Genomic DNA, 25,009 nt, shown 5'->3' on the forward strand with positions numbered 1-25,009 from the left:
GTACACCCGCTGGTTTACCCGGGGCTCTGCATTGCGTTGGGGAAGTAGCGCACTGGTGTCCGGAACCACAGTAGTGGGACCGCCGGTATCAGCAAGACGATTACCAAGATCGCGGGGTTTCCTCCGATCGGCGCCGACCGCGCCGAAGGTCCTGTCCCCCTTCGGCTTCGATCATCGGCGGGCCGGCGGCGGTCACGTCCCGATGGTCCGATGTCTGCGCTACCGACAGCCCTGCGTGGCCTGCCCGGACTCCTCGATCGGTGACACACTCAGCCCCGGAACGCCCCGACGCCGGTCACCTGCTCCCCGATGACGAGCAGGTGCATCTCGCTGGTGCCCTCGTAGGTGAGCACCGACTCGAGGTTGTTGGCATGACGCAGCGGCGAGTACTCCAGGGTGATACCGCTGGCGCCGAGCAGGGTACGACATTCCCGGGCGATGGCGATCGCCTCACGCACACTGTTGAGCTTGCCCAGGCTGACCTGCTGGTGCCGCAGCGTCCCCGCGTCCTTCATCCGGCCCAGGTGCAGGGCGAGCAACATGCCCTTGCCCAGCTCGAGGGTCATATCGGCCAGCTTCTGCTGGGTCAGCTGGTAGGCGGCCAGCGGACGGTCGAAGACCTCGCGGTGACGCACGTAGTCGATGGTCTGCTCGAGGCAGTCGCGGGCCGCGCCCAGCGCGCCGAAGGTGATGCCGAAGCGGGCTTCGTTCAGGCACGACAGCGGCCCGGACAGACCGCGCGCTTCGGGCAGCATGGCGTCGGCGGGCAGGCGCACGTCGTCCAGCACGAGTTCGGAGGTGACCGAGGCGCGCAGCGAGAGCTTGCGGTGGATGGCGTTGGCGGTGAAACCGGGAGTTCCCGCCGGAACCAGGAACCCGCGCACGCCCTCTTCCGTCTGCGCCCACACCGTCGCGACGTCGGCGATGGAGCCGTTGGTGATCCACATCTTGCTGCCGTTGAGCACCCAGTCGCCGCCGTCACGCTTGGCGGAGGTGCGCATGCCCGCCGGATTGGAACCGAAGTCGGGTTCGGTGAGACCGAAGCAGCCGATGGCCTCGCCGGAGGCCAGGCGCGGCAGCCAATGCCGCTTCTGCTCCTCCGAGCCCCAGCGGTGGATCGAGTACATCGACAGCGAGCCCTGCACCGAGACCAGGCTGCGCAACCCGCTGTCGCCGGCCTCGAGCTCCATACAGGCCAAGCCGTAGGCCACGGCGCTGGTCCCCGCGCAGTCGTAACCCTTCAGATGCATACCGAGCAGGCCGAGCGCACCGGCCTCGCGCGCGATCTCCCGCGCGATCGTGCCCGATTCGAACCACTCGGCGATGCGCGGACGCAACCGCTCGTCGACAAAACGCCGCACGGTGGCGGCGATGTCGCGTTCCTCCTCGGACAGCAGGGCGTCGATGCCGAACAGTTCGAGCGGCGTGACGGGGGTTGTGCTCATCGTGGTCGTCCCTCCGACGGGGTGGGTTGCCTGGCGTTCGCTCCAGGCTATCGACGCCATGCGCGCGCCTACGGCTCAGACCAGCGATTCGCGCCAGGCCGCGTGCAGCCCGGCGAAACGGCCCTCCCCGGCGATCAGCTGCTCGGGCGAGCCGTCCTCGACGATCCGGCCCGCCTCCATCACCAGCACCCGGTCCGCGATGGCCACCGTCGAGAGCCGGTGCGCGATGATGATCGCGGTCCGCCCGCGCAGCACTGTCTCCAGCGCGTCCTGCACCAGACGTTCGCCGGGGATGTCCAGGCTGGAGGTCGCCTCGTCGAGCACCAGCACCGCCGGATCGGCCAGGAAGACTCGTGCGAATGCCACCAACTGCCGCTGCCCGGCCGACAATCGGCCACCGCGGCGGCGCACATCCGTGTCGAAGCCGTCCGGCAACGTATCGACAAAGGTGTCCAGCCCGACCGCACGAGCGGCCGAGCGCACCTCGGCGTCGTTGGCGTCGGGTCTGCCGATCCGGATGTTGTCGGCCACCGAGCCGGCGAACAGGTACGCCTCCTGGGTGACCATCACGACGTTGCGGCGCAGGTCGGCATCGGCGATGCGGCGCAGGTCGTTTCCGTCGAGGGTCACCCGCCCGCCGGACGGGTCGTAGAACCGGGTGAGCAGCTTGACCAGTGTGGATTTTCCCGCGCCGGTCGGCCCGACCAGGGCGAGTACCTGACCAGCCGGGATGTCGAGGGCGAGTTCGGGTAGCACCGGGTTCTCGGCCGGGGCACCGGAGTAGTCGAACCAGACGCGCTCGAGCCGCAGGTGTCCCTCGGCCGTCTTCAGTGGAATCGGGTCGTCGGGTTCTGTCACCGCAGGCTGTTCCTCGAGCACGCCGGAGATCTTCTCCAGCGCAGCGGCGGCGGACTGATAGGAATTGAACACCTGCGCGAGATCGTCGAGCGGCTTGTAGAAGTTGTTCAGATACAACAGGTATGCCGCGAGTACGCCGACAGCGAGATCACCGTGGATGACCCGCCACGCGCCCACCACGATCACGATCACGGTGGTCAGATTGCCCAGCAACCGGGTGAGACCGGTGTATTCGGCCATGCCGCGCAGCGCGACGATGTTGGCGTCGCGGAAGTCGCCGTCCTCAGCGGCGAGCACCGCGTCGTTGCGCTGCTCACGCCGGAACGCCTGCACCGCGCGCATCCCGCCCATCGACTCGACGAAATGAACCACGACGCGCGCGACCGCACGCCGAGTGCGGCGATATCCCGTGCGCTGCTTACGCTGCGCCCAACGGGTGACGAAGACCAACGGCACGAAGCCGACGAACACGATCATCGCCAGCGGCGGATCCAGGTACACCAGCAGTACCGCGATGCTGACCACCGACAGGATCGCGCCGAGCGCCATGTTCAGCGAGCTCTCCAGCAACTGCTGCAGTGATTCGATGTCTCCGGTCAGCCGAGTGACGATCTTGCCCGAGGTGTATTTCTCGTGGAAGGCGACGTCGAGGCGCTGGGTGTGGGCAAAGGCGCGGACCCGAAGATCGAACAGCACGTCCTGACTGATCCGGCCGACGAGACGGATGAAGCAGAAGGTGGCGAGGCCCCCGATCAGGGTCGCGCACAGGTAGCCGCCCACCGCCCACACCAGCGCGGCCCACTCCCCCCGTGTCCCGGCGTCGATGCCGCGATCGAGACCGTAGGCGACGAACAACGGCCCCGACACCATGGCCGCATTCTCGATCACCACGAGGAGGAGCGCGAGGGCCACAGCGCGCCGGTGCGGCCGGACCAGTTCGGCGAGCAGCCGCCGCGAGCGCCTGGCCAGTATCAGATTGCCTGCGCCGGTGACATCGGCGTCCTCGTTGGCGATTCCTCGCCATTCGGCGGCCTTGTCTCCGGTCGGCGCGTCGGCTCCCATCCCGCCGGTCGGCGTGTCGACCGGTGCGACCTTCCGATCGTTGTTGTCCTCACTCACGGCTGTCCTCCCATCAGCTCGCGATACCTGCTGTCGATGCGCAGAAGTTGCTCATGGGTGCCCTCGGCGACGATCCGGCCGCCGGCCAGCAGCACCACCCGGTCGGCGAGCGCGGCTGTCGAGGGGCGATGCGCGACGAGCAGGGTGGTCGCGCCCGCCAGCGCACCGCGTAATCGGTGCTGCACCCGCTCCTCGGTCTGCACATCGAGCGCCGACAGCGGGTCGTCGAGCACGACGACCCGCCCTCTGTTGCCCGTGTCACTGTGTGCGAGTACCGCTCTGGCCAAGGCGAGGCGCTGCCGCTGCCCGCCCGACAGGCTCAGGCCCTGCTCTCCGATCCTGGTCTCCAGTCCCCACGGCAGGGCGTCGACGAACTCCGAGGCCTGCGCGATCTCCAGTGCGGCGCGCACCTGCTCGTCGCCGGCACCGGGGTCGCCGAGTGCGACGTTCTCGCGCACGCTCGCCGAGAACAGCACCGGATCCTCGAAAGCCACTGTCACCACCGAGCGCAGGTCACGCAGCCGCAGTTGGCGGATATCGACGCCGTCGAGGAGCACAGCGCCGCCGGTGACGTCGTAGAGCCGCGCAACCAGTTGCAACAGCGCGGTTTTGCCACTGCCGGTGGCTCCGACCACGGCGACCGTCTCGCCGGGGCGCAGTACCAGCGACACTCCGCACAGCAGTTCCGAACCCACACCGGGGAAACCGAAACGTACATCCTCGAAGCGCACTTCGCCGCGAACCCGGCTGGGCAGCGGCACCGGAGCGGCCGGGTCGGTGATGTCGAGCGGCGTATCGACGATCTCCCAGTAGCGATCGGCGGCCGTGGCGGCGTTCTGGAGTTCGGACAGCAGGAATCCGAGCCAGGCGATCGGCCACATCAGAAATGTCATCAGAGTGATGGCGCCGACGACCGCGCCCAGCGACAGTGTCCCGCGCGCCGCCCCGTACGCGCCCACACCGAGCGCGGCGACCACGGCCAGCTCGGATACCGTGGAGATAGCCGCCCAGAGTGTCGCGTTCAACCGTGCTTTGCGCAGTTCCGTATGTTGCAGGCGATGGGCCTGCGCGGTGAAGTGGCGGCCGTAGAAGACGCCGCGACCGAAGGCCTTGAGCACCCGAATGCCCTGCGCGGACTCCTCCGCCGTGGTCGCCAGGTCGCCGTTCTGGTCCTGTGAACGCCGCGACGCCGCCGAGTACTTCCGCTCGAAGCTGGTGCAGACGATCAGCAGCGGCACCGCCTGCACCAGGAACAGCAGAGCCATCTGCCAGCTCATGGTCGACAGCACCAGCAGTCCTGTCGGGATGGCCAGTACATTGACGACCAGCCACGGCCCCGCGAAGTTGACGAAGCGGCGTAGGGTGGCCAGGTCGTCGACAGCGCGCGAGAGCAACTGCCCGGACTCCCAGCCGTCGTGCCTGCCGATCGACAGCGTCTGCAAGTGGCGGAAGAGCTTCGCGCGCATGGTCATCTCGAACGCAGTGGCCGGTCCGGCGAGCAGCCACCGCCTGCCCCACACGCTGGCCGCCTCGACCACGCCGAGGATCAGCACCGCACTCACCGGCGCGACGATCCCGCGCAGATCGCCGTGCGCGATCGGACCGTCCACGATGCGCACGATCATCAGCGGCGTCACCACCACGGTGAGCATCGACACCACCGCCAGCGCTGTGGCTGTGATCAGCACGAGCCGGTGGGGGCGTAGATAGGGCAGGAAACGACGCAGGGCGGTCAGCCTGCGCCGCATCGGCGCCGTCGGCACGGTCGCGGCCTTCGCGGTGTCCCCCGGCGGCACATCCACGGTCACGCTCACGAGTCCCCCTGCTGTCTCGTCGACGGTAGCGCTGCGTCGAATTCGGTTCGCATCGCGCCGACACGAGTCAGGTGGACCACCTCGGTGGCTGCTTCCGATGATCCGCTCCACGGCAACGGCGACCTTCCAGCTTGGCACCGTCGACGCGATCCGCCAACCGCTTTTCACCGCCCGCGCGGTGCCTCGCACGGCACGGATGCGGGCGCCGATTCTGGAGGGCGCCGAATCGGTAGCCGGTGTGCGAGTAAGTGCCAGGAGCGCTCGGCCACGGACCTATTGGCGGTAGGTGGCGAGGAATCGGCCGATTCGTTCGATGATGGCCTCGAGGTCGTCCGCGTGCGGCAGGGTGGTGATGCGGAAGTGATCGGGGCGAGGCCAATTGAAGCCGGTGCCTTGGACGATGTGCAACTTCTCCTGGAGCAGCAGGTCGAGGACGAACTGTTCGTCGTCGTGGATCGGATACATGCTCAGATCGATGCGGGGAAAGGCGTAGAGCGCGCCCTTGGGCTTCACGCAACTGATGCCGGGGATGGCATTCAGGGCTTCCCACGCGCGGTCACGCTGCTCGTTAAGGCGACCGCCCGGGAGAGTGAGATCGTAGATGCTCTGATATCCGCCGAGTGCGGCCTGAACTGCCTGCTGGCCGGGCACATTCGCGCACAACCGCAGGCCCGCGAGCATGGTGAGGCCCTCGAGGTAGTTGTCCGCGTGGCTGGTCGGACCCGACACCACGAGCCACCCGGATCGAAGTCCGGCGCAGCGGTAGGCCTTGGAGAGGCCTGAGAAGGTCAGGCACAGCAGGTCAGGCGCGAGCGCGGCGATCGCCGTGTGGCTCAGACCGTCGTAGTAGATCTTGTCGTAGATCTCGTCGGCGAAGACGACGAGATTGTGGCGTCGAGCGATATCGAGGATCTGATGCAGCACCTCGGCGGGGTAGACGGCGCCGGTGGGGTTGTTTGGGTTGATGAGCACGATCGCGCGGGTACGGTCGGTGATCTTGGCGGTGATGTCGGCCGGGTCCGGATGCCAATCGGCGGCCTCGTCGCAGACATAGTGCACCGGCCTGCCGCCGTTGAGCACGGTCGCCGCGGTCCACAGCGGGAAATCCGGTGCGGGGACGAGGACTTCGTCTCCGTTCTCCAACAGAGCGGTCAGCGCCATCATGATCAGTTCGGAGACCCCGTTGCCGAGGAAGACGTCCTCGATGTCGACATCGTCGACCCCCAGGGTCTGGTAGTACTGCACGACCGCTCGCCGGGCAGGCAACAGGCCCTTCGATGTCGAATATCCGGTCGACGACGGCAGCGTCCGGACGATGTCCTGCAGTACCTCTGCGGGTGCCTCGAAACCGAACGGCAGCGGGTTTCCGGTGTTGAGCTTCACCACGTGATGCCCCTCGGCTTCCAGCAATGCCGCTTGCTCGGCGACCGGACCACGGATCTCGTATGAGACCCCGGCGAGTTTGCTGGACTGGTTGACCTGCATGAGTTTCCCCTTCTGACGTGTGCCCGACGCTACAGTACTTGGTTTTTCCAAGTTGTCGGCTAGAGTGTGGTTGTGCCACGCCGAAGCTATGACCACTACTGCGCAGTGAGCCGGGCTCTGGAAGTCGTCGGAGACCGATGGAACTTACTGGTCGTGCGCGAATTGTGCGCCGGTCCGCGGCGATACAGCGACCTGTTCGCCGACCTTCCCGGCATCAGCACCGACATGCTGGCGGGCCGGCTGAAAGATCTCGAACGCGACGGAATACTGACCCACCGCCGAGTCGGTTCCCGCTCGGCGGCCGCCGTCTACGAGCTCACTCCTCGTGGGGCGGCGCTGCGGCCGGTGCTGGAGGCGTTGGCGCACTGGGGCGCACCACTGTTGGGCGAGCGTCGCGCCACCGACGCCGTCCGTGCGCACTGGTTCGCTCTGCCCCTCGGCCGCGCGGTCGCCGAAGTCGTGCCGAAGGGAACGGCCACCGTATGGATCGGCGACACGGCGCTGCACTACGTCATCACCGCCACCGGGCTCAGCCATCACGACGGACCCGCGCCCGCCGCCGCACACGAATTCCACCTCGATATCGCCACTGCCACCCGGATCGCCACGGGCACAGCCGCACTCGACGTTCCTCCACCGAACGGCACGATGGACGGCCAGGAATGATGGGTGCATGCATGCCGCCGCACCCGGTCCTGTCTTCGACGTCATCGCCGTATTGAACGGCGCGGTGGATCTGCGGTCCTATCCGCGCCGGAACCTGATCCTGAGTTCCCCTCAGACCGGCGGTTTCGCGTTCGGCGCGGCCGCCTACCAGCGCGCGATCTTCGAGCCGGTCGTCCACCTGCTCAACGGCATCGAACTGCTCGAATCCCAGGGCTGGGAGCTGGTCAGCGTCTTGGATCGCAACATCGACAGCGTCTATTACACGATGGCGTTCATGCGCCGGGCCTGACCTCACCCGATTTGTCGGCCGTCCTGCCCACCGATCGGCACCGCCCTCAGTGGATTATCGCCGCGCACGCACCGCAACAGCCCGACGCACCGCTGCGGCGAGTCAGGCGCGCGTGACGATGAGAACCCCCAGACCGTCGAGAATTCGTTCGACCCCGAAGTTCATTGCCCCCCGAAAAACCCGCCTCCCGGTCGTCGGCCGGTGGGGCGGCCCTGAGCCGCGCGGCCTCCGGTGCCGGCGCCCGACATCGAGGGCTCAGGTGCGGCGCACCGGAATCCTATGGGGTGACGCCGCTCCGTACGCGTTCGACAGCAGACGTCCGGCTAACCCTCGGTCGTCACTTCGCGGCAGACGCTCCGCCGCCCGCCTGAACCGCGCCGCGCATGGGTGGCGAGGGCGTTCCCGACGTCCCGGCGGCAGCCAAGCGACAGCTGGTCATGCGCGATGTGAATAGCCGATACACGGCGAAATATACTGGTGGGCAACACCCTTCACTCAGCCTCGGCTGAAACGAAACTTGTCGGTGGGGTCGCGTAGGTTGATCTTCGTGATGAAGACGGGAGGGAATCCGATGGAATCGGATGAGCGCGAGTGGGAGCGGTCCTCGGTGGTGCAGATGCTGCCGGTGGTGGCGCCCCGCAAACTCGCCAAGGTGCCGTTCGTCGAGATGGCCGACGGGCGATTGCAGGGGGTGGTGTCCAGCGGATCGGATATCGCGCGGGTCTATGTGTCGTCGATCTCGGCGCGTGAGCACGGACTCAGCTGCAGTACGAACAACAACCGGCCGTGCGGCGGGCACTCCGGCGGCTACGCGTGCAAGCACATCCAGGCGCTGGTGGCCGAAGCGATTCTGCAGTACGGCATCGAGCGCGTCGCGCGGTTCCTCGGCGTCGACGTGCCGGAGGACGGCCGGATCCTCGCCCACCTGAACACTTCCGGCGCCTCGACACCGGCCGCCGTCGTGTTCAGCCGGTTCCTGCGGCACCTGAGCTATCTGGAACAGCCCGGCTTCGCGACACCGATTCCCGAACTGCACTGGTTCCCCGCGACGGGAGCGACGGCCTGATGCTGGGAGTACAACTCGCGGAGCTGGTCTCCGCCCAGGATGCCGGTGTCACCGACGCGCTGGACGTGGTCGCCGGGTTCGATGCCGCACTGGTCGACGGCTTCGGCCGGATCGGCGACGAGGCCGCCGACGCGCTCGCGGGGCTGGCTGCCGCCGTGAGCGGTTCGCCGCTGTCGAGCGCGGTCGCCGACGCCGTTGCCGCGCTCGGCGCCGGATCGGTCGAGCCGGAGAAGCTGGCCGCGCTCGCCGCCGCCCGCACCGCCCTGCTGGGCGCGGTGCACGACGCGCTACTCGAGCGGTTCGACAAGGCCGTCGGACGCGAGCGTGTCGCACACGAGCAGACGCCGGTTCCGACCGCCCCGGGCGGTGTGGTGGCCGGCTGCCGCGCGTGGCTGCAGGAACTGGCGATCAACGGCTGGCGCGGAGTCGACCACGACCTCGTCTCCGCCGCCGACCGGACCATCGAAGCGCTGTGGGCAGCACCCGAACTGCGCCGGCCGGCTGTGCTGCTCGACGGTCTCGCCGCCGAACTGCGCGCCGCCGCGCCGATCGCGACGCTGGACCGGATTCCCTCCCGCCGGTGGGCCGACCTCTGGTCGCAGGCGCTGTTGCTGACCTGGCGCGGCCCGTCGGACGTCGAGGCGGAGACGGTCTCGGGACGGTTGCTGGTGCTCGGCGTCGACGTGCACGAGCACGGCACGGCCGTGCAAGCCCAGGTCCACGCGGTCCTGGAGACGGGCACCGAAGCGGCTCGGTCGGTGCGGATCAGCATCGGCGCGGCCAAGGTCGACACCATCGTCGGACCGGCCGTCTGGCAGGTGCTCGGCGATCATCCGCGCCTGCTGCAAGCACTGGCCGAACGGCGCGCGATCACTGTGACGGACATGTCGCTCACCGCTGTCGGTGATCTGCTCTGGGTGGACGCGAACGCCGAACTCGGCGACGCGACCGACCCGTTCACCACCGCCCGCATCCAGCTCCCGAAAGCTCTCGCCGCCGCCGTCGCCCCGCTGGACCGGCATCCGGTACACCTCGGCGAGCCGGTCCTGGTGGAGAACTACCGCTTCGACGACGGCGCAGTGGTGATCGACGACCACCGTCTGCCGGTCGAACTCGATCGGCTGCCCCGCTGCGGTCCACTGACCGCGGACCTGGTCGCCAAGTCGACGGCTTGCCTGGGCCTGGTGCGCTGGGACGCCGGACAGTGGCGCCTGCGCCCACTCGCGGTCGAGTACCTGTTCAAAAAGGCGACCATCTCCGCGCATACCGGCGACTGGGCACAGGGGCCGACCGATCCGAAGATCGCCAAGGCGCTGGCCAAGTCGGGCGACGCGGTCGAGGTGCTGCGCGAACGCGCGGGACGGTTGCTGCGGAAATGACCAGTGCGCATGAGAAATCCGGCATACCTGTCACCGGCGCATGCACCCCCGGCGTGCATGCAGCCGGTCCCGTAGCTTCCGATGTCCGGGAAACTCAGCGGCAGATCCTGTACTGGCGTCTGCTCGCGGGAATCTTCGACACCGATCCCCAACCCACCCTGGACGCGGCCAGCGTCTCGATCGTCGACGATCTCGGCCTGCCCGCCGCGCTGCTGGACCCCGGCGTCGCGGTCGACACCGTCATCCAGCGGTTTCCCGAACTGAACAGCGAATTCGACAGGCTCAGGGCCGGTCTCGAGACGTCCGCCTCGAGACCGGGAGCTCCCGGACCGGCACCGGCCCCGACTGCGGCCGTGACCAGCCCGCGGCCGGAACATCCCGAATCGGGATCCGGCTCGACGCACCCCGAAACCGATTCCGAGGCTGCCGGATCGACCACGAGCGACATCGCTTTCGGACCGGACGAGCGCGATCCCGCCGCGCTCGGTGATGTCGAGGTCCGCAACGCGGCATTGATGTCGAAACTGCTGCTCAACGTGTTCGCCACCGGTTCGGGCACCGTCAGCGCGACCCAGCTGGCGAACTGGCAGTCCGACGCCGGTCACCTGCGCGCTCTGCTCGGTGGCTTCGGCGATGGCGGCGGCGGCGGCGCGGCGGATATCCAGGCCGCGTTCGGCAAGGTCGAAGGCGATCTGGTCGCCCGGATGCATCTGCGGGAAGTACTCGCCGACCCGGTGCTCTCGGCCCGGCTCACCCCGAGCATGTCGTTGATCGAGCAGCTGCTGCGCGACAAGTCCAACCTGTCCGGCGTCGCGCTCGCCAACGCCAAGCGCCTGATCCGCCGCTACGTCGACGAGGTGGCCGAGGTGTTGCGCACCCAGGTGCAGCAGAGTTCGGCCGGCACGATCGACCGATCGGTGCCGCCCAAGCGCATTCTGCGCAATCTCGATGTGAACCGCACGATCTGGAAGAACCTGACCAACTGGAATCCCGAGGACGAGCGCCTCTACGTGGACCGGTTGTTCTACCGCCAGACCGCCAAGCGCACCGTGCCGGCGCGGATGATCGTGGTGGTCGACCAGTCCGGGTCGATGGTGGATTCGATGGTCAACTGCACCATCCTCGCCTCGATCTTCGCCGGGCTGCCGAAGGTCGACGTGCACCTGATCGCCTTCGACACCCGCGCGCTGGACCTCACACCGTGGATCCACGACCCCTTCGAGGTGCTGCTGCGCACCAAGCTCGGCGGCGGCAACGACGGGCCGGTCGCGATGACGATGGCCCAACCCAAGATCACCGATCCCACCAACACGGTGATGGTGTGGATCTCGGACTTCTACGAGTTCGACCGTTCCCAGCCGCTGTTCGAGGGCATCCAGGCGGTGCACCGCAGCGGGGTGAAGTTCATCCCCGTCGGTTCGGTCAACAGTTCCGGGCACCAGAGCGTGAATCCCTGGTTCCGCGAACGGTTCAAGGCCATGGGCACCCCGGTGATCTCCGGCCGCATCCAGAAACTCGTCAACGAACTCAAGAACTTTCTCGACTGACTTCTCACAGGAGACCTCTTCACCATGACCGACACCGCCCTGCGCGCCCCCGCCGAGATCAAGTACGCCGAGGAGCTGGACTGGCTGGAGTCCATCGACGACGGTCCCAAGCCGTTCGCCTGGCGACTGAGCCCGAAGATGGTGCGGCTGTTCATCCTCGGCTCCGAGCGCGCCGACGGACTCGACCGGCAGGTCGATCAGAAGTGGTTCGGCGACCGCAGTTTCGTCGAACGCAGCATCGTCACCCTGGCCTCCGACCGTGGCCTGCTGCTGATCGGCGACCCCGGCACCGGCAAGAGCTGGCTGGCCGAACTGCTCTCCGCCGCCATCAGCCGCAACTCCACCCTGGTGGTCCAGGGCACCGCGGGTACCACCGAGGACCACATCAAGTACTCGTGGAACATCTCGATGGTCATCGCCAAAGGCCAGTCCCGCGAGTCGATGATTCCCTCGCCCATCATGACCGCGATGGAGCAGGGTGTGATCGGCCGCTTCGAGGAGCTGACCCGCTCGACCAGCGACGTGCAGGACGCGCTGATCTCGATCCTGTCCGAAAAGTACGTCTCCATCCCCGAACTCGATGACGACAATGTGGTGTTCGCCAAGCCAGGCTTCTCCATCATCGCCACCGCCAACAGCCGCGACCGCGGCGTCAACGACCTGTCCTCGGCTCTGAAACGCCGCTTCAACTTCGTTCGTATCCCGGTGGTCACCAACAAGCGCAGCGAAGCCGAGATCGTGCGCTTCCGCACCGCCGAGTTGCTGCGCCGCCATCAGATCGAGCTCGAGCTGCCGCCCACGCTGCTCGACATCCTGCTCGACAGCTTCGCCGACCTGCGCGCCGCCGCGGCGGCTGCCGGCAGCGACGACGAGAAGCTGGAGTCGGCGCTGTCGACCGCCGAACAGATCGGCGTGCTCGAAGACGCCATCCTGCACAGCCAGTTCTTCGGCGACGCCACCCTGCGCCCCGAGATCCTGGCCGGCTCACTGGTGGGTTCGCTGGCCCGTCGCACGCCCGAGGATCTGGCCATTCTGAACAAGTTCTGGCACGGCGTCGTCGAGCCGCGCAGCAAGGACCTCGGCGGCGACTGGGAGCCCTTCCTGGAGGGCGGGCGCGACGCCATCGCGAGGCTCTCGTGAGCCGGGCCGCCGCGACGCCCGACGTCGCCGCCTCGCGCCCCGGCTCCTCCTCGCACGCCCCGGCGACGGCGCGCGGATTCGCTGCTCTACGAGAACAACTCGGCGCCGCGGCCGAACGGTTCGCGGGACCGGGAGCGCTCGCGGAGATTCTCACCGGCATGGTCGACGACGTCGACCGAGCGCTGCGGGAGGAACTGGAGATCTTCCCGGTCTGCCACCACTCCCCCGCCTCCGGCCTGGCGATGGTGCGCCGTCTGCGCGAGAAGCAGCCGAAGGTGATCTACCTGGAGCTGTGCGAGGACATGCGCCCGATGCTCGAGGAACTGCGCAACTGCACCCTCCCGGTAGCGGTGCAGGCGTGGGCGGGCGAAGTCGACGGCTTCCCCGCCGCCTGGGCGCCGCTGTCGGTGGTCGCGCCGATCACCGAGGCCTCGGCCGAGTACCAGGCCATCTCGTATGCGCTGACCACGCCGGGCGTGGAATTGGTGCTTGTCGACCGCTCCACCGACCACGTCTTCCAGTGGTCACCCCGAGCGGACGAACCGGCGAAGGAGCAACCGCGGTCCTCGTCCGAGGAACCCGAATCGACCGAGCCGCCCGTCGAGGAAGCCAAGCTGCACGGCGACGCCGTCGGCATCGAGATCGGTGATCTGCGACCGCACTTCGCCGAGCTCGAGCAGCACCTGCTGCACCACGGCAAGGTGCGGCACTGGTCGGAATGGTGGGACCAGTATGTCGAGCAGCCGCTGTCGAACGCCGACTACGACACCTACCGCCAGGTCATGGTGCTCATCGGCAGCCTGTTCCGCCGTCTGCGCACCACCGACACCGATCGTGACGAGGACCGCGAGCGCTACATGTGGACGCGCATGCGCGAACACCTGAGCGCGACCGGCGCCGATCCCGCACACTGCCTCTACGTGTGCGGCGCCTTCCACGCGGCCAGCCGAGTCGAGCAGTTCGGCCTGGCCTCGCAGGCATCGTTCGAGATCAGTCCGCGCACCGGGACCACATGGCAGTACGGCCTGATCCCGTCCAGCCATTCGGCGATCGAAGCCCAGTTCGGGCTGGCCGCCGGATCGGTCTCCATCGCAGCCGCGACCTGGTCGAAGGGGCTGAAGCGCGGCAAACTCCAGCCCTTCGCCCTCGTGACCAAGTCGACGGCGGCCGAGTCCGGCGCGAAACCCGCTATGGCGACCGCGAAGAAGGCCGTGCCCGCCGCGAGCGTGGAACCGGCCGTCGCCGATCAGCTGTCGGGGTTCCTGTCGACGCCGCCGAAGCTGGACACGGTCGACGAGGCCGAACTGCTCGGCTGGTCGGTCGACATCGTCCGTCTGGCCCGTCGCAACGGCTACCTCGCCAGCACCGCCGACGCGATCGCCATCTACGAGACCTCGATCCTGTTGGCGGGCATGCGCAATCGTGCCCGCCCCACCCCGTACGACTTCCAGGACGCGGCGATCACCTGCATCGAGAAGGACCGCGTGCCCGGCCGTCGCGACGTGCGGCGGCTGTGCGAAATCCTGCTCGGCGGCGACCGCATCGGCCGCGTCGGTTACGCCGCGCTGCCACCGCTCGCCCAGAACGTCTACGACCGCCTGGCCGCCCTCGGCATCGACCCGAGCAACACCCGGGTCCAGCGCACTCTGCTCGATCTCGACGCCGATCCCGATCTGCGGCCCGGCTCGGACCTGCTGTGGATGCTGCGCCGACTGCTCCCCGGCCATGCGGTGCGCCCGATCATGGGCTCGCGCGGCCTGGGCGAACGCTCCATCCAGGAGAGCTGGGACGTCGCGATCGGCAAGTACCAGCGCGATCTGGTGGAGCTCGGCTACGAGGGCGTCACCATCGAGCAGGTCCTCGAACAACGGCTGCGCATGGAGGTCAACGGCCCCGAAGCCACCGCGGCGCGGGCGCTGGCCGCGGTCGAAGACGCACTCGTCTACCTGAACTCGGCCCGATTGGCCGACGAACTCGGCGCCCGCGCCGTCGTCCTGCTCACCGCCGAACGGACGGTCGACGGCGCCCCCGACGTGCTGCGCCGCATCAGAGCCCTGATCGACTACTACCGCTCCACCGACACCGGCCTGCCCGCCTGGTGCGGCCGCTTCGTGACCGCCGGCTACGCGCACTACTGCACCCTGCTACCCACCGCCTTCACCGACGACGCCACCGGCGTGCGCCCGGTGGCGGCCATGCTCGGCTTCCTGTTCGGCATGGAGAACCTGGCGCTGTCCCTCGGTTGCGACCACAGCCAGCTCGAACTGGCCGTCAAGCAATCCCACCCCGAAGCCCCGGCCAAGGTGGCACTGCTGTGGGCGACCCGCACGCAGCTCGGCATGCTCACCCTCGCCGACCTGCGCGCACGCTGCGACGACATGCTCGCCAATCCCCTTGTGGTCCCGGCATTCCCGCAGTACCTGAGCGGCTTCATCCAGGCGATGGACCCGGTGCCGTCGATCAAGTCGTTCGTCGTCGAACTGCTGTCGAAAGCGTTCGGCCGCCTCCCCGACGCGATCCTGTTGCCGTGGCTGCCGAGTCTGATCACCACCCTGCGCGGTCAGGCCGGTGAACTCATCCCCGCCCTGACCCGAGAAGCGGCCCGGACCTTCCCCGGTGACCGGACGAGCATCGAATCCTTCGTCCCACCGTGGTCACGCCCCCCGAAACAGGCCGCAGATTCCGGCCCGGCCACCCGCGGACCGGCCGCCGAGCTCCTGCGCGCCCACCCCGCGACCTGCGACGCTTACGCGAGATTGCTCGGCCACGAGGGCGAGTGGCGAGACCTCGAGGCAGCGCCGCATGCCGCCGCCACCGCGCTGGTCGCGGCGCACCCGCAGACGGCGACTGCCCTCGCCGCTCTGCTGTCTGTCACCGGTTGAGCCAGAACTGGGAGTGGCGCGCTCCAGAAGACCGGCGCGAGCACGCCACCTTTCAGTCCCCGGCTTTACAGCAGCTCGATCAATTCCGGTCCTCGGCGGTGAGCAGCCGGCGTAGCACGGCCGGGGTGTGGCCGAGGTGCTCGCGGATGGTGCGTGTCAGGTGGGCTTGGTCGGCGAAGCCGAGATGCACGGCCAGCTCGGCCAGGCCGAGTTCACCGTCGTCGAGCCGGGCGATGGCTCGGCCGACGCGCACTCGATTGCGATAGCGGGTCAGCGACAGACCCATGTGCTGGGAGAACAACCGGCTCAGCCGGTACGGCGAGACTTCCAGCAGTGCGGCCAGTGAGCGCAGCCCTGCCGCCTGGGGCGCATCGTCGATGATCGCCTCGCGGGCTGCTGTGATCAAGGCCTGGTCGTCGGGCCGCGGACGTGGGTCGGGTTGTCCGGTGGCGAACACGACGAGTCGGAGCAACTGCTCGGTCATGGCGTAGTCGATATCGCCTCCTGTGGCGGCATCGAGCAGGCGCCGGTGTGTCAGCTCCATGGCGGCGTCGATGTACACCGCCCTGGCAGCACCCGGTCCTTCCCAGAGCTCGGGCGCCACGGTCACCGAAGTGCACGCGTCGCCGCCGGCGGGATGGGCGAATCTTTCTTCTTCACCCGGTACCGCGAGGTAGCCGACCGTGGGGTCCAAGTCGGCGTCGACCCCGTCGGCCTGCCGCCGGAATCTGCCGCGCCGCACGAGCACGATGCGGTAGTCACCGTGCGCCTCGGTCTCCGACCAGCGGGTGTGCTCGGCACGGCAATCCACCGTGGTCACGGTGAAATCGGGGCGGGTGACGAGGGTCGTGGCCGACAACATGCGCCGACCATACGCCGAGGGTACGACCGAAAACGCCCCGCAAAAATCTTCAAGACCGCGCGGTGCACGGGGATGAATGCTGAGTGGGCTAGCAAACACGCAAGGGAGACACCGACATGACCATCCACGCCGAACTCGCCGCGATCACACTCGACTGCTCCTCCCCGAAGGAACTGGCGCAGTTCTACGAGAACGTCACCGGCTGGAAGATCACCCACAGCGACGACGACTCCGCCTACCTGGGCGAAGGCCCGATCCAGCTCGCCTTCCAGCGAGTCGAGGGCTACCAGGGGCCCAGCTGGCCGGATTCGGGCAAGCACGCGCACCTCGACTTCACGGTCGCCGATGTGGAGACCGCGACCGAACGACTGCTCGCGCTCGGTGCGACCAAACCCGGGTTCCAGCCGGGCGAGGACCGGTGGACGGTCCTCGCCGACCCCGAAGGACACCTGTTCTGCATCGCCGAAGCCTGATCGGGAGGACACGATGGCATCCATCCACAAGGAATTCGTCGTCGAGGCCACACCCGACGAGGTCTGGGACGTGCTGCGCGACTTCGGCGCTGTGCACGAACGCCTCGCCCCGGGTTTCGTGACCGAGACACTGCTGAACGCGGACACGCGGATCGTCACCTTCGCCGACGGCACCGTCGTCGCCGAACGGCTCGTCGATCTCGATCCGGTGCGCAGGAGCGTCGCCTACACCGTGGTCGGCGGAAGCCTGCATCCCTCTCACCACCACGCCACGATGCAGGCGCTGCCCGAAGAGGGTGGTAGGACTCGGTTCGTCTGGCACACCGACGTCCTTCCCGAGGCGCTGGCCGCACCGATCGCCGACTTCGTCGAACAGGGATCGATGGTCATGTGCCGGGCGCTGGCAACGGCGAAAGAGCTCCGATGATGCCTGCCGCGGCTCAGCGCCGACCTGCGACGATCCGGTGGGGCCGGGTCAGCGACCTCGGATTCGGGGTCGCACCCGCGAAGTGGTTCCGTGTGCCGACGCGGATGCCGTCGGCGCACGGAACCGCCGCGTTCAGTGCATCGCGAGTACCGGTTCGTCCAGTTCGCCGGACTCGTCCTCGGTCTCGGAGCGGGCGGGCAGCAGCGCAGCCATGGCGATGACGCCCACCGACAGCACGGCGACGACGGCGAACGCGAGCCGCATACCGCCGAGCTGAGCGGTCTCCGCTGCCACCCCGTCGGCGACCAGCCCCGTGCTGCGGGCCGACATCACCGTCACCACCAGAGCGGTGCCGAACGCGGCCGCCACCTGCTGCAGGGTGCCCAGTAGCGAGCTGCCGTGGGAGTACAGCGGCTGTGGCAGGGCGCCGAGCCCCAGGGTGAAGACCGGGGTGAAGGTGGCGGCCAGGGCCACCATCAGCAGGATGTGCAGGGCGAGTAGCTGCCAGTACGGCATGGTCATGGAGATCTGGGTGAACCCGGCCAGCGCGGCGGCGATGCCGATTGCCCCGGGAATCACCAGCACCCGGCCGCCGAACCGGTCGAACAGCCTGCCGACGACCGGACCGAGCAGGCCCATCGCCAAACCGCCTGGCATGACCAACAGGCCGGTGGCCAGCGGGCTCAGCTCCCGCAGGTTCTGCAGGTACAGCGGCAGCAGAATCATCGAACCCATCATCGCCAGGAACGCGACCGCCATCAGGCCCAGGGCGATGGTGTAGTTGCGGTGCAGCAGCACGCGCAGGTCCAGCAGCGGAGATCCGGTGCGCTGCCTGCGGATCTGGCGGAAGACGAAGGCCGCGACCAGGGCCGCGCCCGCCGCCGCGATCAGCGCGGGCTCGGCGTAGTTGCCGCTCTCGAAATGGCTGAGCCCGAATACCAGGCCGCCGAAGCCCAGACCGGAGAGCACCACGCCGATCCAGTCCAGCTCGCTCTTCTCCGGTTCGCCCACGTTCTCCAGGCGGCGCAATCCCAGCCAGGTGACCACGCCGGCGATCGGCAGCACCAGCACGAACAGCCAGCGCCACGAGGCGACCTGCAGCACCAGGCCCGACACCACCGGTCCCATCGCGGGCGCGACCGAGATCGCCAGCGTGACCTGGCCCATCACCCGGCCGCGATCACGCTCGGCCACCACCGTCATCAAGGTGGTCATGAGCAACGGCATCATCACCGCGGTCCCGAAGGCCTGGATGATGCGGCCGATCAGCAGCACGGCGAAGGTCGGCGCGGCCGCCGACAGCGCGGTGCCGGTGAGGAAGACGCCCATGGCGACCGCGTAGGCCGTGCGGGTCGACACCCGGTGCAGGAACCAGCCGGTGGTGGGGATGACGGCCGCCATCGTCAACATGAAGGCGGTCGACACCCACTGGGCCGCGCGCTCGGTGACATCCAGGTCCGTCATGAGACGCGGGATGGCGTTCATCATGATGGTCTCGTTGAGAATCACCACGAACGTCGCCAGTACCAGTACCCGGACGACCAACGGCGTCCGCGTTCTCGACTGCGGAGCAGCTGGTTCGGCGATCATTCGGATACCTCCGGGGGCACGACAGGTCAACGACATGGGCAGCCCGATCGAGCACGACACCGTCGGATGATCCGGCCTACCGGATCAGACGGGATTCAGGGCTCGAAGTCATCGGGCGTGTCAGTATCTCCGGACCCACCGACAGAAAGCACCTGATTTTTCGTCCGCCGGAAGCCGGCGCCCCCGATCGCAGGTGCGTACCCAGGCCATCGAGCCGATCCTCATTCGATCAGATTCTCGCTTTTCAGCCAGTCGTAGGCGACGTCGGAGGGGTCTTCGCCGTCGATGTCGACGCGCCCGTTGAGTTCCCGCAACAGGTCGTCGGTCAGGCGCTCGGAAACGGGGGCCATCAGCGCGGGCAATCGCGGATACCTGTCGATGATCTCGCCGCGCACGACGGTGGTGCCGCTGTAGGGCAGGAAATAGGCTTTGTCGTCCTCGAGGACGGTCAGGTCCAGGTTCTTGATCCGCCCGTCCGTGGTGTAGACCATGCCGAAATTGCACGGCTCGCTGTCGGCGGTCGCCGTATAGACGATGCCGGCGTCCATGCGCGTGACATTGCCCGCGGGCACGCCGGCGGGATCGTTGTAGGGAATGCCGTAGACGTCGAGCATCGGCAGGAATCCGTCGGCGCGGCTGAAGAATTCGTCGTCGACGCAGAAGGTTCGATCGGCCACCGGCAGCGCGGCCACCTGCGACAGCGATGTCACATTCAGACGTGCGGCGGTCGACGCCGAGGCGGCGAAGGCATAGGTGTTGTCGAAGTCGGCGGGTTCGAGCCAGACCAGATCGTGCTCGCTGCGCTCGATGTCGCGCACCCGCTGCCACAGTTCGTCCGGATCGGTGATCGTCTCGGTCCGGCCGTGGTAGGTGACCCAGCTCGTTCCCGTGTACTCCCAGAGAATGTCGGCGTCACCGTTGAGCTGTGCCTGCCGCGACGAGGCCGACCCCGGCGCGCCGGTGAGGTCGGTGATGTTCGCGCCCGCGGCTGCCAGATAGGTGGCGGTGATCTTCCCCAGCAGCACACTCTCGGTGAAGCTCTTGGAGGTCACCACCAGGTCCGCGCCGTCGAGCGGGCGTTGTCCGCCAGGCAGGCTCGCGTCGTGGAAGGTGCCCGAGGAACTCACCAGCCCGCACCCGGCCAGCGTCGCCGCGCCGATCGCCAGGGCGGAAACCACTTCGGCCAGCCGGGTCCGCACGCCGGCACCCGTCATGAGATGCCCCGCGGAGTGGCGGCCAGTTCGACGATCCTGCCGAGCCAGTCGATGATCAGGGCCAGCAGGCCGACCAGGATGGCTCCGGAGACCAGCAGTTTCGGCAGGAACAGCGTGACGCCGGTGGTGATCAGCGTGCCGAGGCTGGTGGCGCCGATGAAGGTGCTCAGCGTCGCGGTGCCGACGAGGATGACCAGCGCGGTGCGCACACCGTTGAGAATCACCGGCACCGCCAGCGGCAACTCGACCTGCACCAGCGTGCGCACGGCAGAGAAGCCGATCCCGCGCGAGGCTTCGATGGTGCGCCGGTCCACCTGCCGCAGCCCGACGATGGTGTTCTGCAGGATCGGCAGCACCGCGTAGACGACCAGACCCACGATCGCCGTGCGGAATCCGGTGCCGAGCCAGAAGGTGAACAGCACCAGCAAGCCGACCGCGGGCGCGGCTTGACCGATATTGGCGAGGTTGACCGCCACCGGCTCGAGCCGCCGCAGCGCGGGGCGGGTCAGCACGATGCCGAGCGGGATCGCGATGACGACCACGATCACGGTGGCCACCAGCGTCAGCTTCACGTGTTCGACGATGGTGGTCTGCAGATTGGCCCAGCCGAGGGAGGCCTGTTCGGTCGCGGTGAACGTCGCCGACCGATACCACAGGGCATAGCCGACACCGAGCACCAGAATGATCAGCGGCTCGAACCACACGTCGATCGGCAATCGGGAGATACGGCGCGCGACCGCCGATTTCGTGCCCAGAGGTGCGAGGACGGGAGGCTCGGTGATCGTGGCGCTCATGACGGCTCGGCCGTCGCGGGTTCGTCGGCCGCCACCACGGGGGTCGGCGCGGGATCCGTGCCGGGCACGTAGGTCTCGTACGACTGGTGCTGCTGCTCGCCGCGACTTTCGGCGAGCTTGCTCCGGATCACCTCGGTCACCGACTCGATGCTCAGCGAGCCGACCACCGCGCCACGACCATCGGTGACCAGGACCGCGCCCTGGCTGGTGGCGAGCATGGCGTCGAGCGCGTCGTTGAGAGTCGAGGAGCGGGCCACCACCGGCAGGCGCCGATCCAGATAGTCCGAGATCTCCGGTTTGCTGCGCACTTCCGCCACCGACGGCCACGAGCGGGGACGATCGTGTGTGTCGACGACGACCACCCAGGTGTGCCCCGCGGCCTCCGCCCGGGACAGCACGTCTCCGGTCGGTTCGCCGACACGGGCGAGAGTCACCGCCTCGGTCTCCACATCGCGCACCCGTGACACCGTCAGATAGGCCAGTTTCGCGCCGGAGCCGACGAATTCCTCCACGAACGGCGTCGCCGGATCGGTGAGGATCTGTTCCGGGGCCGCGTACTGCTCGACATGACCGCCCTCGGACAGGATGAGCACCTTGTCGCCGAGTTTGGTGGCCTCCTCGAAATCATGGGTGACGATCACGATGGTCTTACCGAGTTCCTGCTGGATCGCGATCAGGCTGTCCTGCAAGCGGACCCGGGTGATCGGGTCGACCGCGCCGAAGGGCTCGTCCATCAGCAACACCGGCGGGTCGGCGGCCAGCGCGCGCGCCACGCCCACGCGTTGCTGCTGGCCGCCGGACATGTCCTTGGGCAGCCGGTCGGCGAACTCCGCGGGGTCCAGACCCACCAGGTCGAGCAGATAGTCGGTGCGTTCGGCGATCCGCTTACGGTCCCAGCCCAGCACCCGCGGAATCGCGCCGATGTTCTTGGCCACCGACCAGTGCGGGAAGAGGCCGCCGGACTGGATCACGTAGCCGATGCCCTGGCGCAGCTTGTCGGGGTCCTCCTCGGTGACGTCGCGACCGCCGATCAGAATCCGGCCCTCGGTCGGTTCGATCAGCCGGTTGATCATCTTCAGGGTCGTCGTCTTGCCGCAGCCGGACGGGCCGACGAACGCGACGACCTCGCCCGCCTCGATCTCCAGATCGAGCCGGGCGACCGCCGGGGTCCGCTGCCCCTTGTAGCGCTTGACGACCGAGTCCACAACGATTCCGGCGCCGGTGACGTGACGCCGCTGCGCCGGCTCAGCGGAAGCCATCACAGTCCTTTCGCGATCGTGAGTCGTCCGAGCAGGACGAGCAGCGCGTCGAACGCCAAGGCGATGGCGACGATGAGAATGGTTCCGGTCAGCGCCATTTCGAGGGCGTTCGCGCCGCCGAGCCGGGACAGGCCGTTGAAGATCAGCGATCCGAGGCCGGGGCCGAGCACGTAGGCGACGACGGCGGCGACGCCGACGATCATCTGCGTGGACACCCGGATGCCGGTGAGGATCACCGGCCAGGCGATCGGCAGTTCGACGGTCACCAGGATCCGCCGACGCGACAACCCGATTCCCCGCGCCGATTCCACCACCGAGTCGGGCACCGAGCGCAGTCCCACGATGGCGTTGCCGATCACCGGCATCGCCGCGAAGAAGGCCAGCATGAGGAACGAAGGCACCACGCCCAGGCCGAACGGCACCAGCAACAGCGCCAGCAGTGCCAGCGAGGGGATCGTCAGCGCCACCCGGCTCGAGGTCAGCGACAGCGCCGCGGCCACCGGGAATCGATAGACCGCGACCGCGACGAGCACGGCGACGACCGTGCCGACCAGGACGGTCTGGAATGCCAGGGAAGCGTGCTGGTAGGTGAGAAACGCGAGCGTTTCCTCTCGCCCCTGGATATAGCTCCACACATTCACGCCGAGATCCCGTCGTCAGCCGATGATCGGCCGGCACTTTCGCGGGTGGCGACCGCAACACATGTGCCACCGAATGGTAGGCGATTCTTCCGAACGATCATTCGGTGGCGCGCCGCCGCACGCCGCTTCGGCAGGTCGATCGCGGTGGCCGGATCAGTCCGGCTCGACCAGTGGGTCGACGACCTCGACGAAGGACAGATTTCCGATCCGGTCGGCGGCGTCTCGGCTCGCGCCGATGGTGACCGGGTCCGGGTAGGCGCCGTGCACGACCATCGCACCCGCCGCCTTCAACTCCCTGGCGAACTCGGCGGGCTCGTCGGATGCCGCCGGGCCCGCGAGACCACCGGGATCGGCGCTGATCGATGGGGCGAATCGAACTCGGAAGACGCCGGTCGCTGACTGCTGCACGTTTCCTCCTTGAAACTGCGCACATGGAACTACCCGAACAGGACATACCATCGCCAGTCTCACTCAAACATGCTGTGTCGCACGCCGGGACACGCCACCGGTGTCAGTTGGGCGGGAACTCCCCGTTGACCGTCAGCACGCCGTCCACGGAGAGGTAGTAGACGACCAGATTCGGGCCGCCCTGCGGGCAGCACAGCGGATCTTCCGCACGCGGCCAGCGGTATTCCACCGATACCGTCTCACGCGAGTTGTCGATGACGGACGTGTAGGCGTAGGGCTGGTCCGAGCCGGTGCCCAGGTAGCGGCCCTCGGTGAAGAACAGAATGTGTACGGCCGGATGCATGCCCGACCCTTCCACCGCCACATAGGACAGCAGGTCGTCGCATCCCTGCGAGATCGGATCCTCACTCACCTCCCGGATGGTCCACGGCTCCTCGCCGGACGCCGTGGGCTCCAGACTCGCGATCGCGGAAGTGACCAGGCCGGAATCGGGGTCGAGGCACATTCCGTCGCCGCTGCCGTCCGATGTCCCCGGTGCGGTGGCCGGTGGGGTCCCGGCCGGTCCGGTGACCGGCATCGGAGCCGGGGTGGTCTGCCCCGGTGCGCCGGGTTCGGTCGTCGACTCGACGCCGGAGGGGTGCGCACCACCAGGTCGGGGGACTTCACTCGGCGCCGCGACGCTGTTCGGCAGCGTGATCGGCTCGTCGTCTCCGTCGCAGCCGGTGAGCAGACCGGCGATCACGGCCAACGCTGCCAGGGCCGGAATTCTGACGTTCATGTGCACCCCTACATCGATCGTCCCGGCGTCGCGGACCTGCACCGACGAACCCCACCGAGATCGAGATGGCGAATTCTGTTGTCCCCCATCGAAGGAGGTATCAGGGGTGTTTTTGCAGGTGTTAACGCCTGGCAGCGGCGCCGCGCGTGTCGCGCAGCCGTGACCGAATCTGTATCGAATACGCATCGAATGCGGGCTAGCGTGGAGCGTGTGCGCCCCGGGAATCAGCACGACTCCCCGGCCGCCATGGAGATCCACGTCCGACAAGCACAGCACCGACAACCGCGTGACCGGCGACGAGGGACTGAATCGACTGCCCTCGCGCCCGGATCGCGCTGAGGAGTAGCCATGCCCCGTGGAACCACCGCACTCACCGCACTCATCGCAGCCACGCCGTTCGCGGCCCTGTTCCTGTTGACCGCCCCGCAGGCCGCTGCCGAATCCACCTCCTGCCCGGCGCCGGGCGCGAACACGGTCACCATCACCGCATCGGACGCCGAATGCTCGGCCACCAGCGCCGCCGGTGGCGCCGCGGCCGCCTACGGGCTCGGCGGGGACGCTTCGGCCCAGGCGAGTCAGACCAGCCTGTCGCTGGCCATCGCCCAGAACGGCGGCGTGGCGACCTCCACCGCGACCCCGTGGTCGGGTCCCGCCGCCCTCGCCCTCGGCCCCGGCGCGACGGTGACCACCAGCGGAGTCCGGCCCGGACTGTCGATCGGCATCGCAGGGCCCGGCGCGACGGTGACGGTCACCGGCACATCGACCCCGACCTGCACCGGCGGCATGGGCTTCGCCGGAGACTTCCAGACCTTCCAGGGTTGCCTCTCGATGGGCTGACCTCCCGACCGACTTCCCGTGGGAGCCCTTGTGAGC

Annotated in this window: 22 protein-coding genes; 10 read left to right on the forward strand and 12 right to left on the reverse strand. The window is 68.1% G+C overall.

Annotated elements, in window-relative coordinates; translation table 11 throughout:
* Window positions 1-269: 269 nt before the first annotated feature.
* From NS3_RS07300 to NS3_RS07315, 4 genes are all read right to left on the reverse strand, one after another.
* Window positions 270-1,445, reverse strand: a complete 1,176-nt coding sequence (locus NS3_RS07300; protein WP_067855671.1) for an acyl-CoA dehydrogenase family protein — start codon at window positions 1,443-1,445, stop codon at window positions 270-272.
* A gap of 75 nt (window positions 1,446-1,520) precedes the next feature.
* On the reverse strand, window positions 1,521-3,365 hold the full coding sequence (locus NS3_RS07305; RefSeq protein ID WP_067856187.1) for an ABC transporter ATP-binding protein: 1,845 nt from the start codon (window positions 3,363-3,365) through the stop codon (window positions 1,521-1,523).
* Between the two features lie 53 nt (window positions 3,366-3,418).
* Window positions 3,419-5,236, reverse strand: a complete 1,818-nt coding sequence (locus NS3_RS07310) for an ABC transporter ATP-binding protein (protein WP_281205072.1) — start codon at window positions 5,234-5,236, stop codon at window positions 3,419-3,421.
* A gap of 273 nt (window positions 5,237-5,509) precedes the next feature.
* Window positions 5,510-6,721 (reverse strand): pyridoxal phosphate-dependent aminotransferase, encoded by a 1,212-nt coding sequence (locus NS3_RS07315; protein ID WP_067855674.1) that lies wholly within the window; start codon window positions 6,719-6,721, stop codon window positions 5,510-5,512.
* Window positions 6,722-6,793: 72 nt separating this feature from the next.
* On the opposite strand from NS3_RS07315, the gene NS3_RS07320 reads away from it, so the two are divergent.
* The 7 genes from NS3_RS07320 (at window position 6,794) to NS3_RS07350 (ending at window position 15,690) form a co-directional block, all read left to right on the forward strand.
* Window positions 6,794-7,387 carry a winged helix-turn-helix transcriptional regulator gene (locus NS3_RS07320; protein WP_067855678.1) on the forward strand — a complete coding sequence of 198 codons (594 nt, stop codon included), beginning with the start codon at window positions 6,794-6,796 and terminating at the stop codon, window positions 7,385-7,387.
* Window positions 7,388-7,394: 7 nt separating this feature from the next.
* Window positions 7,395-7,676 (forward strand): hypothetical protein, encoded by a 282-nt coding sequence (locus tag NS3_RS07325; RefSeq protein ID WP_067855681.1) that lies wholly within the window; start codon window positions 7,395-7,397, stop codon window positions 7,674-7,676.
* Window positions 7,677-8,247: 571 nt separating this feature from the next.
* Window positions 8,248-8,742 carry a hypothetical protein gene (locus NS3_RS07330; protein ID WP_067856192.1) on the forward strand — a complete coding sequence of 165 codons (495 nt, stop codon included), beginning with the start codon at window positions 8,248-8,250 and terminating at the stop codon, window positions 8,740-8,742.
* Complete coding sequence (locus tag NS3_RS07335) at window positions 8,742-10,121, forward strand: hypothetical protein (RefSeq protein ID WP_067855687.1); 1,380 nt, start codon at window positions 8,742-8,744, stop codon at window positions 10,119-10,121. Before NS3_RS07330 ends, NS3_RS07335 begins: the two co-directional genes overlap by 1 nt.
* Window positions 10,118-11,668, forward strand: a complete 1,551-nt coding sequence (locus NS3_RS07340; RefSeq protein ID WP_218018198.1) for a vWA domain-containing protein — start codon at window positions 10,118-10,120, stop codon at window positions 11,666-11,668. Before NS3_RS07335 ends, NS3_RS07340 begins: the two co-directional genes overlap by 4 nt.
* A gap of 24 nt (window positions 11,669-11,692) precedes the next feature.
* On the forward strand, window positions 11,693-12,808 hold the full coding sequence (locus NS3_RS07345; protein WP_067855693.1) for an ATP-binding protein: 1,116 nt from the start codon (window positions 11,693-11,695) through the stop codon (window positions 12,806-12,808).
* Window positions 12,805-15,690: a DUF5682 family protein gene (locus NS3_RS07350; protein ID WP_067855696.1), complete on the forward strand. Its 2,886-nt coding sequence runs from the start codon at window positions 12,805-12,807 to the stop codon at window positions 15,688-15,690. The genes NS3_RS07345 and NS3_RS07350 overlap by 4 nt, the downstream gene beginning before the upstream one ends.
* Window positions 15,691-15,769: 79 nt before the next feature.
* On the opposite strand, the gene NS3_RS29950 is transcribed toward NS3_RS07350, so the two are convergent.
* On the reverse strand, window positions 15,770-16,552 hold the full coding sequence (locus tag NS3_RS29950; protein ID WP_067855699.1) for a helix-turn-helix transcriptional regulator: 783 nt from the start codon (window positions 16,550-16,552) through the stop codon (window positions 15,770-15,772).
* Window positions 16,553-16,668: 116 nt separating this feature from the next.
* On the opposite strand from NS3_RS29950, the gene NS3_RS07360 reads away from it, so the two are divergent.
* Both NS3_RS07360 and NS3_RS07365 read left to right on the forward strand, forming a co-directional pair.
* Window positions 16,669-17,025 carry a VOC family protein gene (locus NS3_RS07360; protein WP_157101226.1) on the forward strand — a complete coding sequence of 119 codons (357 nt, stop codon included), beginning with the start codon at window positions 16,669-16,671 and terminating at the stop codon, window positions 17,023-17,025.
* Between the two features lie 13 nt (window positions 17,026-17,038).
* Window positions 17,039-17,452 (forward strand): SRPBCC family protein, encoded by a 414-nt coding sequence (locus NS3_RS07365; RefSeq protein ID WP_067855702.1) that lies wholly within the window; start codon window positions 17,039-17,041, stop codon window positions 17,450-17,452.
* Between the two features lie 132 nt (window positions 17,453-17,584).
* Here the strand turns inward: NS3_RS07365 and NS3_RS07370 are convergent, their stop codons facing one another.
* The 7 genes from NS3_RS07370 to NS3_RS07400 form a co-directional block, all read right to left on the reverse strand.
* A complete protein-coding gene (locus NS3_RS07370) occupies window positions 17,585-19,042 on the reverse strand; it encodes an MDR family MFS transporter (protein WP_067855705.1) in 1,458 nt (485 codons plus the stop codon).
* Between the two features lie 221 nt (window positions 19,043-19,263).
* The gene (locus NS3_RS07375) at window positions 19,264-20,256 is read right to left on the reverse strand and encodes a glycine betaine ABC transporter substrate-binding protein (protein ID WP_067855708.1); all 993 of its coding nucleotides are present in this window, start codon (window positions 20,254-20,256) and stop codon (window positions 19,264-19,266) included.
* Complete coding sequence (locus NS3_RS07380) at window positions 20,253-21,050, reverse strand: ABC transporter permease (RefSeq protein WP_084495141.1); 798 nt, start codon at window positions 21,048-21,050, stop codon at window positions 20,253-20,255. Before NS3_RS07380 ends, NS3_RS07375 begins: the two co-directional genes overlap by 4 nt.
* The gene (locus NS3_RS07385; RefSeq protein ID WP_067855711.1) at window positions 21,047-22,309 is read right to left on the reverse strand and encodes an ATP-binding cassette domain-containing protein; all 1,263 of its coding nucleotides are present in this window, start codon (window positions 22,307-22,309) and stop codon (window positions 21,047-21,049) included. The genes NS3_RS07380 and NS3_RS07385 overlap by 4 nt, the downstream gene beginning before the upstream one ends.
* Complete coding sequence (locus NS3_RS07390; RefSeq protein ID WP_067855714.1) at window positions 22,309-22,950, reverse strand: ABC transporter permease; 642 nt, start codon at window positions 22,948-22,950, stop codon at window positions 22,309-22,311. The genes NS3_RS07385 and NS3_RS07390 overlap by 1 nt, the downstream gene beginning before the upstream one ends.
* A gap of 153 nt (window positions 22,951-23,103) precedes the next feature.
* The gene (locus NS3_RS07395; RefSeq protein ID WP_067855717.1) at window positions 23,104-23,358 is read right to left on the reverse strand and encodes a hypothetical protein; all 255 of its coding nucleotides are present in this window, start codon (window positions 23,356-23,358) and stop codon (window positions 23,104-23,106) included.
* Between the two features lie 103 nt (window positions 23,359-23,461).
* Window positions 23,462-24,136, reverse strand: a complete 675-nt coding sequence (locus tag NS3_RS07400; protein WP_067855720.1) for an LppP/LprE family lipoprotein — start codon at window positions 24,134-24,136, stop codon at window positions 23,462-23,464.
* Between the two features lie 348 nt (window positions 24,137-24,484).
* On the opposite strand from NS3_RS07400, the gene NS3_RS07405 reads away from it, so the two are divergent.
* Window positions 24,485-24,973 carry a DUF6764 family protein gene (locus NS3_RS07405; protein ID WP_067855723.1) on the forward strand — a complete coding sequence of 163 codons (489 nt, stop codon included), beginning with the start codon at window positions 24,485-24,487 and terminating at the stop codon, window positions 24,971-24,973.
* Window positions 24,974-25,009: the final 36 nt, after the last annotated feature.

The organism is Nocardia shimofusensis NBRC 100134 (assembly GCF_001613125.1).
GTDB classification, from domain to species: Bacteria; Actinomycetota; Actinomycetes; order Mycobacteriales; family Mycobacteriaceae; genus Nocardia; species Nocardia shimofusensis.

Coding starts and splice junctions, on each gene's coding strand:
- NS3_RS07385 (WP_067855711.1), bottom strand. CDS start 22,309: ATGGCTTCCGCTGAGCCGGCGCAGCGGCGTCACGTCACCGGCGCCGGA.
- NS3_RS07300 (WP_067855671.1), bottom strand. CDS start 1,445: ATGAGCACAACCCCCGTCACGCCGCTCGAACTGTTCGGCATCGACGCC.
- NS3_RS07380 (WP_084495141.1), bottom strand. CDS start 21,050: ATGAGCGCCACGATCACCGAGCCTCCCGTCCTCGCACCTCTGGGCACG.
- NS3_RS07325 (WP_067855681.1), top strand. CDS start 7,395: ATGCATGCCGCCGCACCCGGTCCTGTCTTCGACGTCATCGCCGTATTG.
- NS3_RS07360 (WP_157101226.1), top strand. CDS start 16,669: ATGACCATCCACGCCGAACTCGCCGCGATCACACTCGACTGCTCCTCC.
- NS3_RS07335 (WP_067855687.1), top strand. CDS start 8,742: ATGCTGGGAGTACAACTCGCGGAGCTGGTCTCCGCCCAGGATGCCGGT.
- NS3_RS07340 (WP_218018198.1), top strand. CDS start 10,118: ATGACCAGTGCGCATGAGAAATCCGGCATACCTGTCACCGGCGCATGC.
- NS3_RS29950 (WP_067855699.1), bottom strand. CDS start 16,552: ATGTTGTCGGCCACGACCCTCGTCACCCGCCCCGATTTCACCGTGACC.
- NS3_RS07400 (WP_067855720.1), bottom strand. CDS start 24,136: ATGAACGTCAGAATTCCGGCCCTGGCAGCGTTGGCCGTGATCGCCGGT.
- NS3_RS07405 (WP_067855723.1), top strand. CDS start 24,485: ATGCCCCGTGGAACCACCGCACTCACCGCACTCATCGCAGCCACGCCG.
- NS3_RS07370 (WP_067855705.1), bottom strand. CDS start 19,042: ATGATCGCCGAACCAGCTGCTCCGCAGTCGAGAACGCGGACGCCGTTG.
- NS3_RS07345 (WP_067855693.1), top strand. CDS start 11,693: ATGACCGACACCGCCCTGCGCGCCCCCGCCGAGATCAAGTACGCCGAG.
- NS3_RS07315 (WP_067855674.1), bottom strand. CDS start 6,721: ATGCAGGTCAACCAGTCCAGCAAACTCGCCGGGGTCTCATACGAGATC.
- NS3_RS07375 (WP_067855708.1), bottom strand. CDS start 20,256: ATGACGGGTGCCGGCGTGCGGACCCGGCTGGCCGAAGTGGTTTCCGCC.
- NS3_RS07330 (WP_067856192.1), top strand. CDS start 8,248: ATGGAATCGGATGAGCGCGAGTGGGAGCGGTCCTCGGTGGTGCAGATG.
- NS3_RS07365 (WP_067855702.1), top strand. CDS start 17,039: ATGGCATCCATCCACAAGGAATTCGTCGTCGAGGCCACACCCGACGAG.
- NS3_RS07305 (WP_067856187.1), bottom strand. CDS start 3,365: ATGGGAGCCGACGCGCCGACCGGAGACAAGGCCGCCGAATGGCGAGGA.